This window comes from Streptomyces sp. MI02-7b, assembly GCF_033793585.1.
Classification (GTDB): Bacteria; Actinomycetota; Actinomycetes; order Streptomycetales; family Streptomycetaceae; genus Actinacidiphila.
The window spans coordinates 197,035-213,668 of the sequence record NZ_JARAWX010000008.1 but is presented as its reverse complement, the minus strand read 5'-3'; the positions used below and the strand labels follow the sequence as shown (position 1 = coordinate 213,668).

The window sequence follows — 16,634 nt, the reverse complement described above, 5'->3', positions numbered from 1 at the left end:
GTGCCGTGCACACCGCCGCAAGCGCGAGCATCGCGGCCGTGGTGAACAGCCAGCACACCACGACCGTCAGCGCCGACTGCGTGTGTGCCCGCCACCCGGCGCGCCCGCTCCTGAAGGTGAACCGCGCGTGCAGTTCCGTCGCCAGCACGGTCGAGACCACGGTCACCAGCGCGTTGGCCACGGCGAAGTCCACCGGCCCCGACAACACGACCAGCACCCATGAGGAGACCAGCCCCACACCTCCGCCGCACAGCGTGAAACGGGCGAACGCGGCCGGCGTGCCCGACGCGGAGCCGGTGTCGGAGGCGGGGGCGGCGTCGGCGGCGGAGGGGGCGGACTCCGGGCGTCGGCGGCGGCGGATCCGGTTCCCGGTCATGGTGTCCATGACCGAAGGCTGCCCTTCCCCGCTGACAGGGCGCTGACCGCGCGCTGACACGCCCCCGGCGCACGACGGTGCGCCCGCCGGTACGCCCGCCTTCGGGCCGTCTCAGGCGCCGTCCGCGAGCAGTCCGTGCAGCGCCGCGAGGGCGACGGCCCCGGCCTGTTCCTCGTCGAGCGGGGCGTGACCTGTCATCAGGCGGAAGACGAGCGGCCCGAAGAGCAGATCGGTCGCGGTGCCCGCGGTGACCCCGGGCCGGGCCCTGCCCTCGGCGACGAGGCGGTCCCACAACTCGGCGACGGCCTCGCGCCGTGCCTGTAGGAAGTAGGTGCGGAAATAGGGAGCCCCGCCGGCGTCGGTGGCGCAGGCGGCCAGCAGCTGGCGGAAGACCCTGCCGCTGTCGCCGGAGAAGAACCCGCTGACGCGGCGGACCTGTTCGCGCAGATCGGTCACCGCGTCGCCGCTGTCGGGCAGCGGGATCGCGTCCGCCATCCGCCGGCCGAAGGCCTCGGCGGCGACCGCGGTGCGCGAGGGCCAGTGCTTGTAGATGGTCATCTTGCTGACGCCCGACCGGGCGCTGACCGCGTCGACCGTGGCGGCCGCCAGCCCGCCCTCGGCGAGCAGGTCGGCGGCCGCGGCCAGGACCGCCTCCCGCGCCCGCACGCTGCGCGGATGCAGCGAGGGGGCGGGGACGGCGGGGTGGGGGTGCGGCTCAGCCGGTGGCAGCGACATCGTCGTAGTCCGTACTGGTGGCCACCGAGCGCCACCGTTCCAGCTCGTCCGCCATCGAGTGCAGCTTGGCCTCGATCCGTTCGACGCTGTCCGGCCCCAACTGCAGGCGCAGCGGCGCCTTGTCGCTGCCCCCCAGGCCGACGATGACGCGGGCGGCCTTGACGGGGTCGCCGGGCTGGGCGTGGTTGTGCTCCGGGGCCGTGTCCCGTGTGCCGCCGGCGGTGGGCGCGTAGTCCTCGATCAGGTTCGCCTCGGTGTGCAGGCTTGAGCTGTCGAGGAAGTCCGTCCGGAAACGGCCCGGTTCCACGATGGTCACCTGGATGCCCAACGGCCCGACCTCACCGGCGAGCGCCTCGGACAGGCCCTCCACGGCGAACTTCGTGGAGGCGTAGACGCCCCAGCCGGGCGTGCCGGTGAAGCCGCCCACGGAACTGATGTTGACGATGTGGCCGAGCGGCGGGCGCGCATTCCGGGCAGGGCCGCGCGCAGCACATTGAGGGTGCCGAACACATTGGTCTCGTAGACCGCCCTGGCCGCCGCGTCCGAGACCTCCTCGACCGCGCCGAGCACGCCCCGGCCCGCGTTGTTGACCAGGACGTCGATGCCGCCGAACCGGTTGGCCGCCGCCTCGACGGCGGTTCGCGCCTGCTGCTCGTCGGTGACGTCGAGCGGCAGCGCGAGGAGTGCGTCGCCCGCGTCGGGGAAGAGCGCGGTCACCGCCCGCGGATCGCGCGCGGTGGCCGCGACGACGTGTCCCGACTCCAGGGCGGCGCGGGCGATCTCCGCACCCAGGCCCCGGGAGGCGCCGGTGATGAACCAACTGCTCATGGTGGACCGCCCTCTCCGGCCGCGGCGATCAGACCGCCGCGGTCAGTGCGTCGAACTGCGCTTCGGTCAGGGTGAGTCCGGCCGCCGCGATGTTGTCCTCCAGGTGGCCCACGCTGGACGTGCCCGGGATCGGCAGCATGTTGGGCGAGCGCTTCAGCAGCCACGCGAGCGCCAACTGCGAGGGGGACGCGCCCTGCTCGGCGGCGATCCGCTCCAGGGGACCGCCCTGCTTGGCGAGTTCGCCGGTGGCGAGCGGGAACCACGGGATGAAGGCCATGTCGTGCCGCTCGGCGTACCCGAGCACGTCCTCGGCGGCGCGGTCGGCCAGGTTGAAGCGGTTCTGCACGGACACGATCCGCGCCGTCCGCGCGGCCTCGTCGATGTCGCCGGTGCTCACCTCGCTGAGCCCGATGTGCCGGATCTTGCCCTCCTGCTGGAGCGCGGCGAGCTCGCCGACCTGGTCGGCGACGGGGACCTCCGGGTCGATGCGGTGCAGCTGGAGCAGGTCGATCCGCTCCACGCCGAGGTGGCGCAGGTTGAGCTCCACCTGCTGGCGCAGGTACGCGGGCCGGCCGACCGGGACCCACCCGCCCGGACCGGTCCGCACGAACCCGACCTTCGTGGCGATCACCAGGTCCTCGGGGTAGGGGTGCAGTGCCTTGCGCAGCAGCAGGTCGGCGGTGAACGGCCCGTAGGCGTCCGCGGTGTCGATGAACGTGACGCCGAGCTCCACCGCGCGCCGCAGGACGCGCACGGCCTCCTCCGGGTCGCGGGGGTCGCCCCAGACCCCTTCGCCGGTGAGCTGCATGGTGCCGTACCCCAGGCGGTGCACGGGCAGGTCGCCGCCGATGGCGAAGGTGCCGGAATCGCGGGCGCTGGTGTCCGCGCTGATCGATGTCATGAGGAACCTCCTGTGCGAACTATACGTACAGTATGGATCCGTGCCCGGCGTTCCGCGACGCATCCCCGACGGACGTATGACAACGGGGGGTTGACGTTGACAACGGGGGGTTGTCATCGTGGCGGCATGGCCGACACCAAGGACCTTTCCGCGTACGAGCCCACCTTCGACCGCATCAGGGAGGCGCGGGCACAGGCCGTCCACCACGCCCGCCTCGCCAACCGCTTCGCCGCCGAACGGCGCGAGCTGATGCAGGGACTCCTCGAGCAGGGCGTCTCCCAGTCCGACATCGCCCGCGCCCTCGGGGTGAGCCGCCAGGCCGTCCAGAAGATGCTGGCCGTCCCCGCCTCCTGAGGCCTCAGGCGCCGTGCGCGGCGTCCGTGAGGGACTTGAAGAAGAACGTCGTCGGGCGCGGCACCCCCGCCGGGTCGGTGGCGTGGCCCGGTACGACGCCGTAGGACGTCCAGCCCGCCGAGCGGTACAGAGCGTCGGCCGGGCTGCCGGTCTCCGTGTCGAGCAGCAGCAGGGTCGCGCCGCCGCCTGCCGCGGCCCGTTCCGCTGTGCCGAGCAGCCTGCGGCCGAGGCCCCGCCCGCGGGCCCTGCGGTGCACCATGAGCTTGACGACCTCCGCGCGGTGCCGCCCGTTCGCCTTCTCCTCCCGGGCGAGACTCACCGTCCCGGTCAGCCCTTCCGCGTCCCGGGCCGCCCAGACCGCCAGCCGGCCGTCCGCGACCGCGGCGGCCCTGCCCCGCCACCACTCCAGCGCCTCGTCCCGGCCGAAGGGCGCGAGGAAGCCGAGCGAGGCGCCCCCGGCCACGGCGTCCGCCAGCAGCGCCGCCAGGCCGGGCGTGGCTTCCCGCAACTGCGCCGCGGAGAGCGGGCTGATCGCGTCCATGGCGGTGGTCTCCTTCAGGGGAGTACGACGACGACGGCGTAGCGGGCGGACTCCGGCCCCGCGCAGCGGTAGCGGGACGCGCCCCACAGGCGGAAGCGGAGGCAGTCGCCGGGGGCGAGGTCATGGACCCGGTCCTGCACGGTGACCTCCAGGGCGCCCTCGCGCACCCACACGTGGTGCTCCAGGCCGGCCACCGGCGGGTGCTCGTACGCGATGTCGGCGCCGGGCCGCAGCACCCCCTCGATCACCTCGGCGCGCAGTCCGGGGTGCGGCGGTGACACGGAGCGGCGCACGAACCCGGTGGGCCCGTCGGTCCACACCCGCTGCTCCGCGGCACGCACCAGTTGCGCGGGCTCGCTCTCGACCTCGGCCAGCAGCCGGGACATGGTGCGTTCGTACGCCGCGCCGAGCCGGCCGAGGAGCGCGGCGGTGGGGCTGATCTCGCCGCGTTCGAGCCGGGACAGCGTGGAGCGGCTGATGCCGGTGCGCGCGGCCAGCTCCTCCAGCGACCAGCCCCGCTCCGCCCGCAGCGCGGCGAGGCGGGCGGCGAGCCGGGCGTCGACGGAGTCTGGATCGATGTCTCTCATATACGGGAATCTATCCCGGATGCGGGACAAAGGACAGGGCGGGGTCCGGAGCCGGGTGCCGGATCGCTCGGCAGGCGCGCCCCCGCACGGTCGGCGACAATCGCCGACAGTGACCGGTGGGACCGCGGGACGAGAGGACGACGGACGCCATGGACCAGATGCCTGCCGCGCTGCGGCACATCAGTGACCGCGAGAAGGAGCTGTCCCGCGGGGCGAGCATCTACCACGACACCCCCGTGCGGCACACGATGGAGTTCGCCTGGCAGCAGCCCGACGGAGCCGGTCACGAGGTGCTGGCCGTCATGGGCTGCAGCGGGGTGATCCCGATCCCGGCGGCCGGTCAGGACATCGCCGTGCACGACCGCGACGTGCGGGTGGTCTCGGTGGTCACCACGTACACGCGCACCCCCGACGAGGGCACCCCCATGCTCCACACCAGGGTCTGCATCGCCCCGGGCGCCTGATCCGCGGCGCGCCGACCGCCTCCCCGGGGTCATTGGTCCGGTCGCGTGAAGCCCATGGGGGTGTTGTACGGGGTGATGACCTGGATGGGCGAGGGCCACGCGTGCGCGGCGCCCGGCAGCGCCCGGTGCGCCTGCATGACGATCTGGCAGGCGTGCCGCATGTCCTGGCGCAGGTCGTGGTGGAGCACCGCCGACAGACGGCCCTCGCGCAGCAGCCGCGTGTTGTCGTGGTCGAGGTCGTGCGCGACGAAGACCCGGCAGTCGCGGCCGAGGGCGTCGAAGGCCTCCACGGTGGCGACGTTGCCGCCGCCGATCGAGTAGACCGCGCGGATCTCCGGGTCGCGGCGCAGCGCGCCGAGCACCAGCTCGCGCAGCGTGTCGTCCAGCCCGTCGCTGTCGGTGATCTCCACCAGCGCGCGCTGCGGCCGCAGGGATCGCAGCGTCGCGCGGAACCCCATCTCGCGCTCCTCCTCGCCCCGGAAGAAGCCCCGGCTGATGGTCACCAGCACATTGCCGGGCCGGTCGCCCAGCCACTGCCCGACCAGGTAGGCGGCGGTGGCGCCCGCCGCCCGGTTGTCGATGCCGACGTACGCCAGCCGCCCGCTCGCCGGGAGGTCCGTCACCAGCGTCACCACCGGGATGCCGGCCGCCGCGAGCCGTCCGACGGCGGCCGTCACCTCGGGCACGTCCGGCGCCTTGAGCAGTACGCCCTGCGAACCGCGCTCGGCGATCCGGTCCAGCACGGCGACCAGCCCCGCGACCGGCCCGGACTCCCGGAAGTGGAACCGCGAGCGCATCACCGCGGGCCGCAGGGACGGCAGTTCGGCCTCCAGCGCGCCGCGCACCGCCGTGGAGAAGCGCTCCGGGGCCTGCATCACGATGTCGATCATGAAGGTGCGGCCGCCCAGGCGAATCTGCGCGTGCTGCCGCCGCAGGTCGGCGACGGCCTGGTGGACCTCGCGCGCCGTGCTCTCGCGCACCCCGCCACGGCCGTTGAGCACGCGGTCGACGGTGGCCTCGCTGAGACCGGCCTGGCGGGCGATCTCGCGGATCGGGAAGGGGTGGCCCATGGGCTCGTTCCTGAAGGGTTTTTGATGGGTTTCTGCGGTTGATTGACGGACTGCCGTTCCTAGACTGACAGGAAATCCCCGCCCGTCGAAAGGACCCCCGATGTCCTTCACGTCCCTCACCGCCGCGGGACCGCGGATGTGGCTGTCCGAGGACGACTGCGACCTCGACGCCCTGCGCGCGCTGACCGAGCAGGCCACCGATCCGCGCGACCACCCGCACGCCGAGGCCGTCGAGCACGGCGTCCCGCTGTACGACAGCGAGCGGCTGCTCGCCCTGGCGGCCACGCCGGACGGCCGCCGCGAGGCCCAGGCCGAGCTGGCGCGGGCCCTGATGGACGGTCCAGGGATCGTCGTGCTCCGCGGGGCCTTCCCGGACGCGGACGTCCTCGACCGGGCCACCGAGGCCTTCGAGGGCCTCATCCGCGACCAGCGTGCCGCCGGCACCGGCGCCGGAGACCACTTCGCCCGGCCCGGCGCCAACGACCGGGTCTGGAACGCCATGGAGAAGCTGGCCGTGGCCGCCCCCGCGGTCTTCGCCGCGTACTACGCCAACGAGGCCGTGGCCCTGGCCGCCACCGCCTGGCTCGGCCCCGACCACCAGATCACCTCGCAGATCAACGTGGTGAACCCCGGTGGCGCCGCGCAGACCGCGCACCGCGACTACCACCTCGGCTTCCTGTCCGGCGAGGCCGCCGCCCGGTTCCCCGCGCACGTCCACCGCCTGTCGCCCGTGCTGACCCTCCAGGGCGCCGTCGCGCACTGCGACATGCCCGTCGAGAGCGGGCCCACTCTCTACCTGCCGCACTCGCAGAAGTACGAGCCGGGCTACCTGGCCTGGCGGCTGCCGGAGTTCCGGGCGTACTTCGAGGAGCGGCACGTGCAACTGCCCCTGGCCAAGGGCGACGCCGTCTTCTTCAACCCCGCGCTGTTCCACGCCGCCGGCCACAACCGCTCCGCGGACATCCGGCGGATGGCCAACCTGCTCCAGATCTCCTCCGCCTTCGGGCGGGCCATGGAGACTGTCGACCGCGAGGCCATGACGAACGCCGTGTACCCGGAACTGCTGCGGATGAAGGCGGCCGGCGCCGCCGCCACCGCGCTCGACACGGTGATCGCGGCCACCGCCGAGGGCTACCCCTTCCCCACCGACCTCGACCGCGACCCGCCGGTGGACGGCCTCGCCCCGCCCTCGCAGGCCGACACGGTGCGCCGCGCGCTCGGCGAGGAGTGGAGTCCGGACATCCTGCGCGCCGCGCTGCGGGCCGCCGCCGAACGCCGTACGAGCCGATAGGGGGCCCGCATGGGACTGCTGCGGGACAGGATCGTCCTGATCAACGGCGGCAGCCAGGGCGTCGGCGCCGCCGTCGCGCGGGCGGCCGCCCGCGAGGGTGCCGTCGTGACCGTCACCGGACGCCGCCCCGGGCCGGGGGAGGAGCTGGCGGCAGAACTGGCCGCCGCCGGTGCCAAGGCCGCGTACCTGCGTTGCGACCTGGCCGACCCCGGCCAGGCGCGCGGCGCCGTCGAGGCCGTGGTGGCCGCCCACGGCCGGATCGACTGCCTGGTCAACGCCGCGGGGCTGACCTCGCGCGGCACCCTGCTCGACACCACGCCGGAGCTCTTCGACGCGCATGTCGCGGTCAACCTGCGCGGTCCGTTCTTCGCGATGCAGGCCGCCGTCGCCGACATGGTCGCCCGTTCGGCGCCCGGCACGATCGTCAACGTGATCTCCTCCTCCGCCCACGGCGGGCAGCCCTTCCTCGCCCCCTATGTGGCGGCCAAGGCGGGCCTGGCCGGACTCACCCGCAACGCGGCGCACGCCCACCGCTGGGACCGTGTGCGGATCAACGGGCTCAACATCGGCTGGACCGACACCGAGGGCGAGGACGCCACCCAGCGCGCCTTCCACGGCGCGGGTGACGACTGGCGCGAGGAGGCCGGCCGCCGGCTCCCGATGGGCCGGCTCGGACAGGCCGACGAGATCGCCGACTTCGTCGTGCTGCTGCTGTCCGACCGCAGCGGCGTGGTCACCGGCGCGGTCCTGGACTGGGACCAGAACGTCCTCGGCGGCCTGGACTGACCCCCGCTCCATCCGACCCGCCCGCAACCCCGAGGAGCAACCACCCATGCGCATCGGCCTGATGGGCCTCGGCCGGATCGGGGCCCTCCACGCGGAGACCCTGGCCGCGCTGCCCGTCGTGGAGTCCCTCGTCGTCACCGACCCGGTCCGCGCCGCGGCCGAGGCCGCCGCCACCCGGTACGGCGCCGAGGTGGCCGCATCGCCCGAGGACGTGATCGCCTCGGGCGTCGACGGGATCGTCGTCGCCGCCGCGACGGACGCCCATCCCCGGCTCATCCTGGCCGCGGTCGAGGCGGGGGTGCCCGTCTTCTGCGAGAAGCCGGTCGCCCGCACGATCGAGGAGAGCGTCGGGGTGCTGCGCGCCGTCCAGGACGGCGGCGTGCCCGTGCAGATCGGCTACAACCGGCGCTTCGACGCGGGCTTCGCCGCCGCCCGGGAGGCCGTCGCCGCAGGTGAGCTCGGCCTTCTGCACACCGTCCGCTCCACCACCCTCGACCCCGAGCCGCCGCCGGCCGCCTATGTGGCCGTCTCCGGAGGCATCTTCCGGGACTGCTCGGTCCACGACTTCGACATCGTGCGCTGGGTGACCGGCCGCGAGGTCACCGAGGTGTACGCGACGGGCGGCAACCGCGGCGCCGACTACATCGCCGCCGCCGGTGACGCCGACACCGCGGCGGCCGTGCTCACCCTCGACGACGGCACGCTCGTCCTGATCTCCAACAGCCGCCACAACCCGCGCGGTTACGACGTCCGGATGGAGCTGCACGGCACCAGGGACAGCATCGCGGTGGGCCTGGAGGACGGGCTGCCGCTGCGCTCCGTCGAACCGGGCGCCGGCTTCCCCGCGGGCCCCCCGCACCACTTCTTCATGGACCGCTTCCGCGCTGCCTACCGGGCCGAGCTCGCCGCTTTCACCGAGGTGGTGGCGGGGCTCCGACCGTCGCCGTGTAGCGTCGCGGACGCGGTCGAGGCGGGCTGGATCGCCGAAGCCTGCACGCTGTCACTGCGCGACCGCCGACCCGTACGGATGGAAGAGGTACGTACCGCATGAGCACCGAACCCCTGCGCATCGGAGTGCTCGGCGCCGCCCGCATCGCCGAGCGCGCCATCGTCGACCCCGCCCGCATCACCGGCCACCGCCTGGTCGCCGTCGCCGCCCGCGACCGCGGCCGCGCCGAGGAGTACGCCGCCGCCCACGGCGTCGAGCGCGTCCACGACTCCTACGCCGACCTGCTCGCCGACCCCGAGATCGAGGCGATCTACAACCCGCTCGCCAACGGCCTGCACGGGCCGTGGAACCTGGCCGCCATCGCGGCGGGCAAGCACGTCCTGACCGAGAAGCCCTCCGCCAGCAATCTGGAGGAGGCCATCGAGGTCCGGGACGCCGCCGCCAAGGCGGGCGTCGCTTTCATGGAGGCGTTCCACAACCTGTACCACCCGGTCATCCGCCGCCTGCACGAGCTGCTGGAAAGCGGGGAGCTCGGCGAGCTGCGGCAGGTGGAGGCCACGGTGAACATCCCCGCCCCGCCGGACTCCGACCCCCGCTGGTCGCTGGAGCTGGCCGGCGGAGCGGTGATGGACCTCGGCTGCTACGCGCTGCACGCGCACCGCGCCCTCGCCCCGTGGGGCGGCGGCGCGCCGCGCGTGGCGGGCGCCCGAGGCGGCGAGCACGCCGGCATGCCCGGGGTGGACGAGTGGCTGGAGGCCGACCTGGTCTTCCCCGGCGGCGCCACCGGCACCGCGCGCTGCAACATGGCGTCGGAGGCGGAGGACATGAGCCTGCGTGTCGTCGGCAGCCGGGGCGAGGCGACCGCGGTCAACTTCGTCCTGCCGCACCTCGACGACCGGCTGCTGGTCCGGACGCCCGACGGCGAGCGCGTGGAGGAGCTGGGCCGGCGCACCTCGTACACGTACCAGCTGGAGGCCTTCGCCGACCTGGTGCGGAACGGCACCCGGGTGGCCACCGACGCCGACGACGCGGTGGAGTCGATGCGGCTGATCGACGACGCCTACCGCGCGGCGGGCTTCGCACCGCGTCCGCGCACCGTCGTCACACCACCAGCGGCTGGTCCGTCGGCGTGATCGGCGCCGGCAGGCAGGTGGCGCCGCGCAGCGCGCGGTCCACGGCCGCCGCCGCCGAGCGGCCCTCGGCGATCGCCCAGACGATCAGCGACTGACCGCGACCGGCGTCGCCCGCGACCCAGACCTTCTCCACCGTGGTGGCGAATGCGGCGTCGCGGGCGATCCGGCCGCGCGCGTCGAGTCCCAGGCCGAGCTGCGGGACGACGCCCTCGTTCCGCTCGGGGCCCGAGAACCCCAGGGCCAGCAGCACGAGCTGGGCAGGGACGACGCGTTCGGTGCCGGCCCGCGGCCGCCGCCCGGAGGGCTCCACGCCCACGAGGTGCAGGGAGGCGACATGCCCGTCGTCGTCCCCCTCGAAGCGGAAGGTGGAGGCGGAGAAGACCCGGATGTCGCCCTGCGGGCCGGGCAGCGGGACGCAGCCGTGCTCGGCGGTGTCCCAGTGCTCGCGGCGGCCCAGCAGCCGGGCCTCCTCGTGCGCGGGGGAGATCCGGAAGACCCGGGGGTACACCGGCCAGGGCTCGTGCTCGGGGCGGTCCCAGCCGGGCAGGGGGTTGATGTCCAGCTGGACGACGGAGGCGGCGCGCTGGCGCAGCACGGTTCCCAGGCAGTCCGCGCCGGTGTCGCCCCCGCCGACGATCACCACGTCCTTGCCCTGCGCGCTGATCGGGGACGAGGTGAGATCGCCCTCGCACACCCGGTTGGCCAGCGTCAGGTAGTCCATGGCCTGATGGATTCCCGCCAACTCCCTCCCCGGGACGGGTAGTTCCCGCCAGGCGCGGGCACCCACCGCGAGCAGCACCGCGTCGTGCTCGGCGATCACCCGGTGTGCGTCGAGGTCCCCGCCGACCTCGGCGCCGGTGCAAAAGCGGGTGCCCTCGGCCCGCATCTGGTGCAGCCGCCGGTCCAGGTGGTGCTTCTCCATCTTGAACTCCGGTATCCCGTACCGGAGCAGGCCGCCCAGCCGGTCGTCCCGCTCGTACACCGTGACCGTGTGCCCGGCCCGGGTGAGCTGCTGCGCGGCGGCCAGCCCCGCGGGCCCCGAGCCGACCACCGCCACGGTGCGGCCGGTGCGGCACTCCGGCGGGAGCGGGACGGCGAGCCCCTCGGCCCAGGCCCGGTCGGCGATCGCCACCTCCACGTTCTTGATCGTGACGGGGTCGGCGTTGATGGTGAGGACGCAGGCGCTCTCGCAGGGCGCCGGGCAGAGCCGGCCGGTGAACTCGGGGAAGTTGTTGGTGGCGTGCAGCCGATCGGACGCCGCGACCCAGTCCTCGCGGAAGACCAGGTCGTTCCAGTCGGGGATCATGTTCCCGAGCGGACAGGCGGCGTGGCAGAACGGGATGCCGCAGTCCATGCACCGGCCCGCCTGTGCGGAGACGATCGGCAGCAGGCCCTGGCCCGTGTACACCTCCTGCCAGTCCTGCACCCGTTCGTCCACCGGGCGCCGTTCGGGAGTACGGCGAGGGGTGGTGAGAAAGCCCTTGGGGTCCGCCATGGCCGCCTCCGGCGTGCCTGCGTGACGATCATGAAGAGCACGGTGGCCGCGTCCCCCGGCGAACTGCACCGTCTGGCCACCATACGTCCGCTTCGTGCGGATTTCGATGGCGTGGGGGACGCGGCCGGCTCGCGGACCGTCGCGGGAGGGGTCAGGCGGCGGCCCCCACCTCCGCGGCCCGCGGGTTGATCAGCACGATGTCGCAGGTCGCGCGGCGCATCAGCTCCCGTCCCGCGCTCGCGTCCATCAGCGCGCAGAGCCCGCCGTGCGTCGGGGCGCCGATCACGATGGCACGCGCCCCCGCCGCCTCGGCGTGCTCGGCGATGAGCCGCCCGATCTCGCCGTGGCCGGTGGCGTGCCGCAGCACGTGCCCGACCGCGGGGACGCCCTGCGCGGCGAGCCGGTCCAGGTGGGTGCGCACCGCGGTGCGGGCGGACTCCAGGTCCTCGCCCTCGGCGCCCGACTCCCCGGAGACGGCCGACTCCTCGGCGTGGACGACGTACACGGTGCGGCCGTTGATCGCCGCCAGCCGGCCTGCGGCCTCGGCGACCCGCTCTGTGTGGGAGGAACCGTCGACCGCGGCGACGATCGCGCCCTTGGCCGCGTCGTACTCGACCGGCAGCAGCGACGGCGCGGTGGTGGCGACGGCCGGCTTCGGTGCCGTGTCCGGCGCGACCTGCTCGGCCTGGAGCCGTTCGGCCTGGCCCAGCAGGCCGTGCGCCGTGGAGAGGATGACGATGCCCAGCACCAGGGCGCCCGCGCCGATGCAGAACGGCAGGTGGATGTCGAAGGCCTCCACCAGTTTGCCCGCGGCGAAGGGGGCCAGGCCGCCGCCGATGAAGCGGACGAAGCCGTACGCGGCCGAGGCGACGCTGCGGTCCCACCGGCGACGGTCACGCAGACGATCAGGACGGTCCGGTTGTCCGTCCAGATCGCGATCGCCAGCACGGTCAGGGCGAACGGCGCCAGGTTGGCGTACAGCGTCCTGGCGATGCCGAGGCGGGCCTGCGGCCGCGGCGCGCCGAAGACGGCGAAGAGCGCGACCAGGGCGCCCCAGCCGGTGAAGACCGGACCGAGCTGGATGGCACCGAGCCCCATCGGGAACGGGGCGTAGCCGAGCACGGTGAAGAACGCCCCGTTGTAGCAGAGCGCGGTGAGCGACATCGTCAGCAGACCGCGGTGGCGCAGCGCCTTCAGCGGCTCGCTCAGCCCGGTCCTGCGGGCCGGCAGCTGCATCGGCTCGACGAGCACGACGGTGGCGACCAGCGCGAGGGACATCAGCACCGCGACACCGGAGAACGGCCCGCGCCGGCTCACTTCACCCAGCACGCCGCCGAGCAGCGGGCCAACCGCGATGCCGACGCCCAGCGCGCTCTCGTAGAGGGTGATCGCGCCGACGAAGCCGCCGCTCGCCGACGCGACGATCACCCCCAGGGAGGTGGCGATGAACAGCGCGTTGCCGACGTCCCAGCCGGCCCGGAAGCCGACGATGCCGCCGATGCTCCCCGACGCGCCGGCCAGCGCGGCGAACACCACGATCAGGGCGAGGCCGGCGATCAGCGTCCGCTCGGCCCCCACCCGGCTGGAGACCCAGCCGGTGATCAGCATGGCGACCGCGGTGACCACCAGGTAACCGATGAACAGCAGCGTCACCTGGCTGGGGGAGGCGTCCAGTTGGCTTGATATCGCGGGCAGGATCGGGTCGACCAGGCCGATCCCCATGAACGAGACCACACAGGCGAAGGCGACCGCGAAGACGGCCTTCGGCTGCGAAGCATCCTGAGCAGGCCGTATCCCTGCGCTGCCGTCACACGGGATACCTCAACCCCGGCCGTCTGTGCCGGGCATGTCTGCACGCTGTCCGGCTCGACGCCGACGCCGCGTGGGCCACCGACCCTGAAGGCGCCGGCCCACGAAGCCGCCAGCTGATGCTCCTCTCCTGCGGCCTCGCTCCCACTCACGCCCAACGCCTGAAGACGTACGGCGGGCGCACCGGCCGTACCGGCGCCGATCAGCGCGAGCGGCTGCAATGGGTGGAACACATGCGCGCGGCCGCGGCCCCAACGCGGGACGACCCCACGGTTCTCCCACCCACTGTCCCGGGGCAGCTTCCGCTAAGCCTGCGTCGCCCGGACGTGGCCCCACCTATGCCATGCCGCCCTGTCTCTGAGGGCTTGACCACCCCTGGGCAGGAGGGGCTGTTCGAGTCCCGGCGAGACTGGCGCCCGGTGGTCGAGTTGACGCGGAAGGATCTGCCGACGCTCACGGTCTCGGCCAAGCGGCTATGCGCACCCACCTGCGTGCGGTCTTCGAGGACGTCGAGCGCATCCGGGCCCATCCACCCGAGCTGTTCGCCTCCAATGCGGGCACGGCGCCGGTCAGGCGCAAGCGCAACGTCGTCGTCCGGGAGTGATCCCGCTGGCCCTCTCGCTCCGTGCGGGCCCTGCCGGTCGTCGGCGTGCGCACAGGGCTTTGGACGGGATGCAGTCGACGTTGAGGCAGACGCTGCCCGGTACTTGGCCTCTACGGCGGCGGTGTGCAGGCCCGGCCGGGAGGCACGCACGGCGGCCGCGTACCCGCCGGGCCCGCGCCAGTACGGCGACGTCGAAATGCGTACCCGTGGGCATCGTGCCTTCCGATGCGCGACGACGGGCCGACGGCCAAGTGACCGGTAGTGGTTTGGCGTGGGCCGGGCATGCCTCAGCGCCTACCGGTTTTCCGGCGCCTCACCGGCCATGCATGGTGATTCGACCCTTTTGACATGTCTTGTGGGGGTGGGACAGTGGGAGTGGTGAGGCCTTTCCGTGCGGCACTCCGTCCACGGTGATGTGCGCACCAGACCGTGGGGACGTGCCAGGCCGATGTCAAGGCGCACAACCGTCAGCTGTGCGGGCTGATCGAGCAGGGCAAGGCCAAGCCGTCGTGGAGCGTCTCCCAGGAGCTGTCGCTGGAGCAGGCGCCGCGGGCCTACCAGCACTTCGGCCACCGCGAGGACGGCTGGACCAAGGTCCTCCTCCACCTCGACGGCAGCTGAGCGGCGGCAGCGCGGACCCGAACCGGTCCCCCGCCGACCACCGGAAGGAACCACGCACCATGACCAACGAACTGCACGGCAGGAAGGTCGCAATCCTGGCCACGGACGGCGTTGAGCGCGTCGAGCTCGAAGAGCCTCTCGGCGCACTGCTGGGCGCTGGAGCGCAGGCCGAACTCCTCCCCTCCGGACCGGCGAGATCAACGCGCGCCAGATGGACATCGAGCCGGCCGGAACCTTTACCGTGGACAAGAAGGTCGCTGACGCCCGACCGTGGACAAGAAGGTCGCTGACGCCCGCGTGGGCGACTACGAGGCGCTCCTGCCGCCCGGCGGCACCATGAACCCCGACCAGATGCGCACCGATCCCGACGCCGTCACCTTCGTGACGTGAGGGAGTTCGTGGACCGGGAAGGCCGTTGCCACCATCTGCCACGGACCTCGGACACTGGCGGAGGCTGGCGTGCTGCGCGGTCGCCGCCTCACCTCTTGGCCCAGCATTCGTACTGACCTACGCAACGCCGGCGCCGAGGTCGTCGACGAGGAGGTCGTGACCGACCGCCAGGTGATCTCCAGCCGTGGCCCGCAGGACCTCCCCGCCTTCTGCAAGGCGATCAGCGAACGCTTCGCCGCCGCACTGCAACCCGCCCGATAGGGAGAAGTCGCAAGCCACCGAAATGAGATCCGGCACTCCCACGGCCAAGACCCTGTGGATCAGCAGAGGAGATCGTCATGGCAAGCATCAACCGCGCCGTCACCTTCCAGAACCCGAAAGACATGCGCGTTGAGTCCCTGGACTTCCCGAAGCTTCAGATGCCGAACGGGAAGAAGGCCCCGCACGGAGTCATCCTCAGAATCGTCGCCACCAACATCTGCGGGAGCGACCTGCACATCTACCGCGGGTCCTTCCCGGTGCCCCAGGGCATGGTGATGGGGCACGAGATGACCGGGGAGGTCATCGAGGTCGGCCCCGACGTCGAGTTCCTCAGCGAGGGCGACCTCGTCTCCGTCCCGTTCAACGTCGCATGCGGACGATGCCGCAACTGCAGGGCGCGTCGGACCGACGTCTGCGAGACCACGAACCCCAAGGTGTCCTGCGGAGCGTACGGCTTCAACCTGGGCGACTGGACCGGCGGTCAGGCCGAGTACCTGTTCGTCCCGTACGCCGACTTCCAGCTCCTGCGCTTCCCGGACAGGGACCAGGCCATGGCGAAGATCCGTGACCTGGCGCTGCTCTCGGACATCCTGCCCACCGCGTTCCACGGTCTCATGGAGGCCGGGGCCAAGCCGGGCTCGACCGTGTACATCGCCGGCGCCGGCCCGGTCGGCCGCTGCGGTGCAGCAGCCGCGCGCCTCCTCGGGGCGTCCTGCATCATCGTCGGCGACTACAGCATGGACCGTTTGGAGCTGGTGGAGAAGAACGGCTGCGAGACGATCGACCTGAGGCAGGACGCAGCACTCACCGACCAGATCGAGGCCATCCTGGGCGAACCCATGGTCGACTGCGCAGTCGACTACGTCGGCACCGAGGCACACGGCATCGGCCGCGAGGGCGGGGACATGGACCCGGCCTACGCCATCAACCAGGTGGTCGACGCCACTCGGGCGGGCGGAGCCACCGGAGTCATCGGCGTCTACGGCCCCGACCCGCTCGCCAAGTCGAAGGCCGAGCAAGAGGGAACGTACCCGATCGACTTCGGCAAGGCATGGATCAAGTCGCCGCGGATCTCCGCCGGGCAGGCACCGATCATGCACTACAACCGCGAGCTGATGATGGCGATCCTGTGGGACCGCATGCCCTACTTGAGCGCCATGCTCAACACGAAGGTGATCAGCCTCGACGACGCCCCCGAAGCCTACGCGACCTTCGACACGGGAGTGCCCGAAAAGTTCATCATCAACCCCCACGGCCTCATTCCCGCCTGAGGCCCGCCCTCATCCGTCCCTGCGAACTCACCGACGGCGTAGTGGGCAGGCCGTCGCCCGAGACGAAGCGACGGACTGCCCACTCTCAAGCCTGCTCGGTGCGGCAACGTGAGAGGCGGCGAGTTACTGAGATTCCACGCGTGATGTCGCAGACGGTGTCCGCTTGAA

Annotated in this window: 18 protein-coding genes and 2 pseudogenes; 11 read left to right on the top strand and 9 right to left on the bottom strand. The window is 72.8% G+C overall.

Annotation, left to right across the window (positions count from 1 at the left end; genetic code table 11):
- Window positions 1-5: 5 nt before the first annotated feature.
- Window positions 6-422: a hypothetical protein gene (locus PV364_RS15830; protein ID WP_319660614.1), complete on the top strand. Its 417-nt coding sequence runs from the start codon at window positions 6-8 to the stop codon at window positions 420-422.
- A gap of 65 nt (window positions 423-487) precedes the next feature.
- Here the strand turns inward: PV364_RS15830 and PV364_RS15825 are convergent, their stop codons facing one another.
- The 3 genes and pseudogenes from PV364_RS15825 to PV364_RS15815 form a co-directional block, all read right to left on the bottom strand.
- Window positions 488-1,111, bottom strand: coding sequence for a TetR/AcrR family transcriptional regulator (locus PV364_RS15825; protein WP_319660613.1), 624 nt, complete (start codon window positions 1,109-1,111; stop codon window positions 488-490).
- Window positions 1,092-1,939, bottom strand: a pseudogene (locus PV364_RS15820) (oxidoreductase). The gene PV364_RS15825 and the pseudogene PV364_RS15820 overlap by 20 nt, the downstream one beginning before the upstream one ends.
- A gap of 28 nt (window positions 1,940-1,967) precedes the next feature.
- Window positions 1,968-2,840 carry an aldo/keto reductase gene (locus PV364_RS15815; protein WP_319660612.1) on the bottom strand — a complete coding sequence of 291 codons (873 nt, stop codon included), beginning with the start codon at window positions 2,838-2,840 and terminating at the stop codon, window positions 1,968-1,970.
- A gap of 126 nt (window positions 2,841-2,966) precedes the next feature.
- On the opposite strand from PV364_RS15815, the gene PV364_RS15810 reads away from it, so the two are divergent.
- Window positions 2,967-3,194: a helix-turn-helix domain-containing protein gene (locus tag PV364_RS15810; protein WP_319660611.1), complete on the top strand. Its 228-nt coding sequence runs from the start codon at window positions 2,967-2,969 to the stop codon at window positions 3,192-3,194.
- A gap of 4 nt (window positions 3,195-3,198) precedes the next feature.
- On the opposite strand, the gene PV364_RS15805 is transcribed toward PV364_RS15810, so the two are convergent.
- A complete protein-coding gene (locus PV364_RS15805) occupies window positions 3,199-3,735 on the bottom strand; it encodes a GNAT family N-acetyltransferase (protein ID WP_319660610.1) in 537 nt (178 codons plus the stop codon).
- A 14-nt stretch (window positions 3,736-3,749) separates the two neighbouring features.
- The gene (locus PV364_RS15800) at window positions 3,750-4,322 is read right to left on the bottom strand and encodes an XRE family transcriptional regulator (RefSeq protein WP_319660609.1); all 573 of its coding nucleotides are present in this window, start codon (window positions 4,320-4,322) and stop codon (window positions 3,750-3,752) included.
- Between the two features lie 149 nt (window positions 4,323-4,471).
- On the opposite strand from PV364_RS15800, the gene PV364_RS15795 reads away from it, so the two are divergent.
- Window positions 4,472-4,786 carry a hypothetical protein gene (locus tag PV364_RS15795; RefSeq protein ID WP_319660608.1) on the top strand — a complete coding sequence of 105 codons (315 nt, stop codon included), beginning with the start codon at window positions 4,472-4,474 and terminating at the stop codon, window positions 4,784-4,786.
- 29 nt (window positions 4,787-4,815) lie between these two features.
- Here the strand turns inward: PV364_RS15795 and PV364_RS15790 are convergent, their stop codons facing one another.
- Window positions 4,816-5,856: a LacI family DNA-binding transcriptional regulator gene (locus tag PV364_RS15790; RefSeq protein WP_319660607.1), complete on the bottom strand. Its 1,041-nt coding sequence runs from the start codon at window positions 5,854-5,856 to the stop codon at window positions 4,816-4,818.
- 100 nt (window positions 5,857-5,956) lie between these two features.
- On the opposite strand from PV364_RS15790, the gene PV364_RS15785 reads away from it, so the two are divergent.
- From PV364_RS15785 to PV364_RS15770, 4 genes are read left to right on the top strand one after another with little or no spacing between them, the layout of a single operon-like run.
- Window positions 5,957-7,147, top strand: a complete 1,191-nt coding sequence (locus tag PV364_RS15785) for a phytanoyl-CoA dioxygenase family protein (protein ID WP_319660605.1) — start codon at window positions 5,957-5,959, stop codon at window positions 7,145-7,147.
- Window positions 7,148-7,156: 9 nt separating this feature from the next.
- Complete coding sequence (locus tag PV364_RS15780; protein WP_319660604.1) at window positions 7,157-7,933, top strand: SDR family oxidoreductase; 777 nt, start codon at window positions 7,157-7,159, stop codon at window positions 7,931-7,933.
- 46 nt (window positions 7,934-7,979) lie between these two features.
- Window positions 7,980-8,984 (top strand): Gfo/Idh/MocA family oxidoreductase, encoded by a 1,005-nt coding sequence (locus tag PV364_RS15775; RefSeq protein ID WP_319660603.1) that lies wholly within the window; start codon window positions 7,980-7,982, stop codon window positions 8,982-8,984.
- The gene (locus tag PV364_RS15770; protein WP_319660602.1) at window positions 8,981-10,015 is read left to right on the top strand and encodes a Gfo/Idh/MocA family oxidoreductase; all 1,035 of its coding nucleotides are present in this window, start codon (window positions 8,981-8,983) and stop codon (window positions 10,013-10,015) included. The genes PV364_RS15775 and PV364_RS15770 overlap by 4 nt, the downstream gene beginning before the upstream one ends.
- On the opposite strand, the gene PV364_RS15765 is transcribed toward PV364_RS15770, so the two are convergent.
- The 3 genes and pseudogenes from PV364_RS15765 to PV364_RS15755 form a co-directional block, all read right to left on the bottom strand.
- Window positions 9,984-11,510 carry a glutamate synthase subunit beta gene (locus PV364_RS15765; RefSeq protein ID WP_319660601.1) on the bottom strand — a complete coding sequence of 509 codons (1,527 nt, stop codon included), beginning with the start codon at window positions 11,508-11,510 and terminating at the stop codon, window positions 9,984-9,986. The genes PV364_RS15770 and PV364_RS15765 overlap by 32 nt on opposite strands.
- 151 nt (window positions 11,511-11,661) lie before the next feature.
- Window positions 11,662-12,039 (bottom strand): universal stress protein, encoded by a 378-nt coding sequence (locus PV364_RS41250; RefSeq protein WP_401973990.1) that lies wholly within the window; start codon window positions 12,037-12,039, stop codon window positions 11,662-11,664.
- Window positions 12,040-12,174: 135 nt separating this feature from the next.
- Window positions 12,175-13,304: pseudogene (locus PV364_RS15755) on the bottom strand (MFS transporter); the annotation flags it as partial.
- A 490-nt stretch (window positions 13,305-13,794) separates the two neighbouring features.
- Here PV364_RS15755 and PV364_RS15745 point away from each other — a divergent pair.
- The 4 genes from PV364_RS15745 to PV364_RS15730 all read left to right on the top strand — a co-directional run bounded on the left by PV364_RS15745 (window position 13,795) and on the right by PV364_RS15730 (window position 16,466).
- On the top strand, window positions 13,795-13,923 hold the full coding sequence (locus PV364_RS15745) for a hypothetical protein (RefSeq protein ID WP_319660598.1): 129 nt from the start codon (window positions 13,795-13,797) through the stop codon (window positions 13,921-13,923).
- Between the two features lie 429 nt (window positions 13,924-14,352).
- Complete coding sequence (locus PV364_RS15740) at window positions 14,353-14,544, top strand: hypothetical protein (protein WP_319660597.1); 192 nt, start codon at window positions 14,353-14,355, stop codon at window positions 14,542-14,544.
- 459 nt (window positions 14,545-15,003) lie between these two features.
- Window positions 15,004-15,195 (top strand): DJ-1/PfpI family protein, encoded by a 192-nt coding sequence (locus tag PV364_RS15735; RefSeq protein WP_319660596.1) that lies wholly within the window; start codon window positions 15,004-15,006, stop codon window positions 15,193-15,195.
- Between the two features lie 77 nt (window positions 15,196-15,272).
- Window positions 15,273-16,466, top strand: coding sequence for an alcohol dehydrogenase catalytic domain-containing protein (locus PV364_RS15730; RefSeq protein WP_319660595.1), 1,194 nt, complete (start codon window positions 15,273-15,275; stop codon window positions 16,464-16,466).
- The last annotated feature ends 168 nt before the right edge of the window (window positions 16,467-16,634 follow it).

Excerpts from the sequence above, each read along its gene's own strand:
- PV364_RS15800 (WP_319660609.1), bottom strand. The coding sequence starts at position 4,322 with ATGAGAGACATCGATCCAGACTCCGTCGACGCCCGGCTCGCCGCCCGC.
- PV364_RS15785 (WP_319660605.1), top strand. The coding sequence starts at position 5,957 with ATGTCCTTCACGTCCCTCACCGCCGCGGGACCGCGGATGTGGCTGTCC.
- PV364_RS15780 (WP_319660604.1), top strand. The coding sequence starts at position 7,157 with ATGGGACTGCTGCGGGACAGGATCGTCCTGATCAACGGCGGCAGCCAG.
- PV364_RS15775 (WP_319660603.1), top strand. The coding sequence starts at position 7,980 with ATGCGCATCGGCCTGATGGGCCTCGGCCGGATCGGGGCCCTCCACGCG.
- PV364_RS15745 (WP_319660598.1), top strand. The coding sequence starts at position 13,795 with ATGCGCACCCACCTGCGTGCGGTCTTCGAGGACGTCGAGCGCATCCGG.
- PV364_RS15770 (WP_319660602.1), top strand. The coding sequence starts at position 8,981 with ATGAGCACCGAACCCCTGCGCATCGGAGTGCTCGGCGCCGCCCGCATC.
- PV364_RS15805 (WP_319660610.1), bottom strand. The coding sequence starts at position 3,735 with ATGGACGCGATCAGCCCGCTCTCCGCGGCGCAGTTGCGGGAAGCCACG.
- PV364_RS15815 (WP_319660612.1), bottom strand. The coding sequence starts at position 2,840 with ATGACATCGATCAGCGCGGACACCAGCGCCCGCGATTCCGGCACCTTC.
- PV364_RS15795 (WP_319660608.1), top strand. The coding sequence starts at position 4,472 with ATGGACCAGATGCCTGCCGCGCTGCGGCACATCAGTGACCGCGAGAAG.
- PV364_RS15790 (WP_319660607.1), bottom strand. The coding sequence starts at position 5,856 with ATGGGCCACCCCTTCCCGATCCGCGAGATCGCCCGCCAGGCCGGTCTC.
- PV364_RS15825 (WP_319660613.1), bottom strand. The coding sequence starts at position 1,111 with ATGTCGCTGCCACCGGCTGAGCCGCACCCCCACCCCGCCGTCCCCGCC.
- PV364_RS15765 (WP_319660601.1), bottom strand. The coding sequence starts at position 11,510 with ATGGCGGACCCCAAGGGCTTTCTCACCACCCCTCGCCGTACTCCCGAA.
- PV364_RS15810 (WP_319660611.1), top strand. The coding sequence starts at position 2,967 with ATGGCCGACACCAAGGACCTTTCCGCGTACGAGCCCACCTTCGACCGC.
- PV364_RS15730 (WP_319660595.1), top strand. The coding sequence starts at position 15,273 with ATGGCAAGCATCAACCGCGCCGTCACCTTCCAGAACCCGAAAGACATG.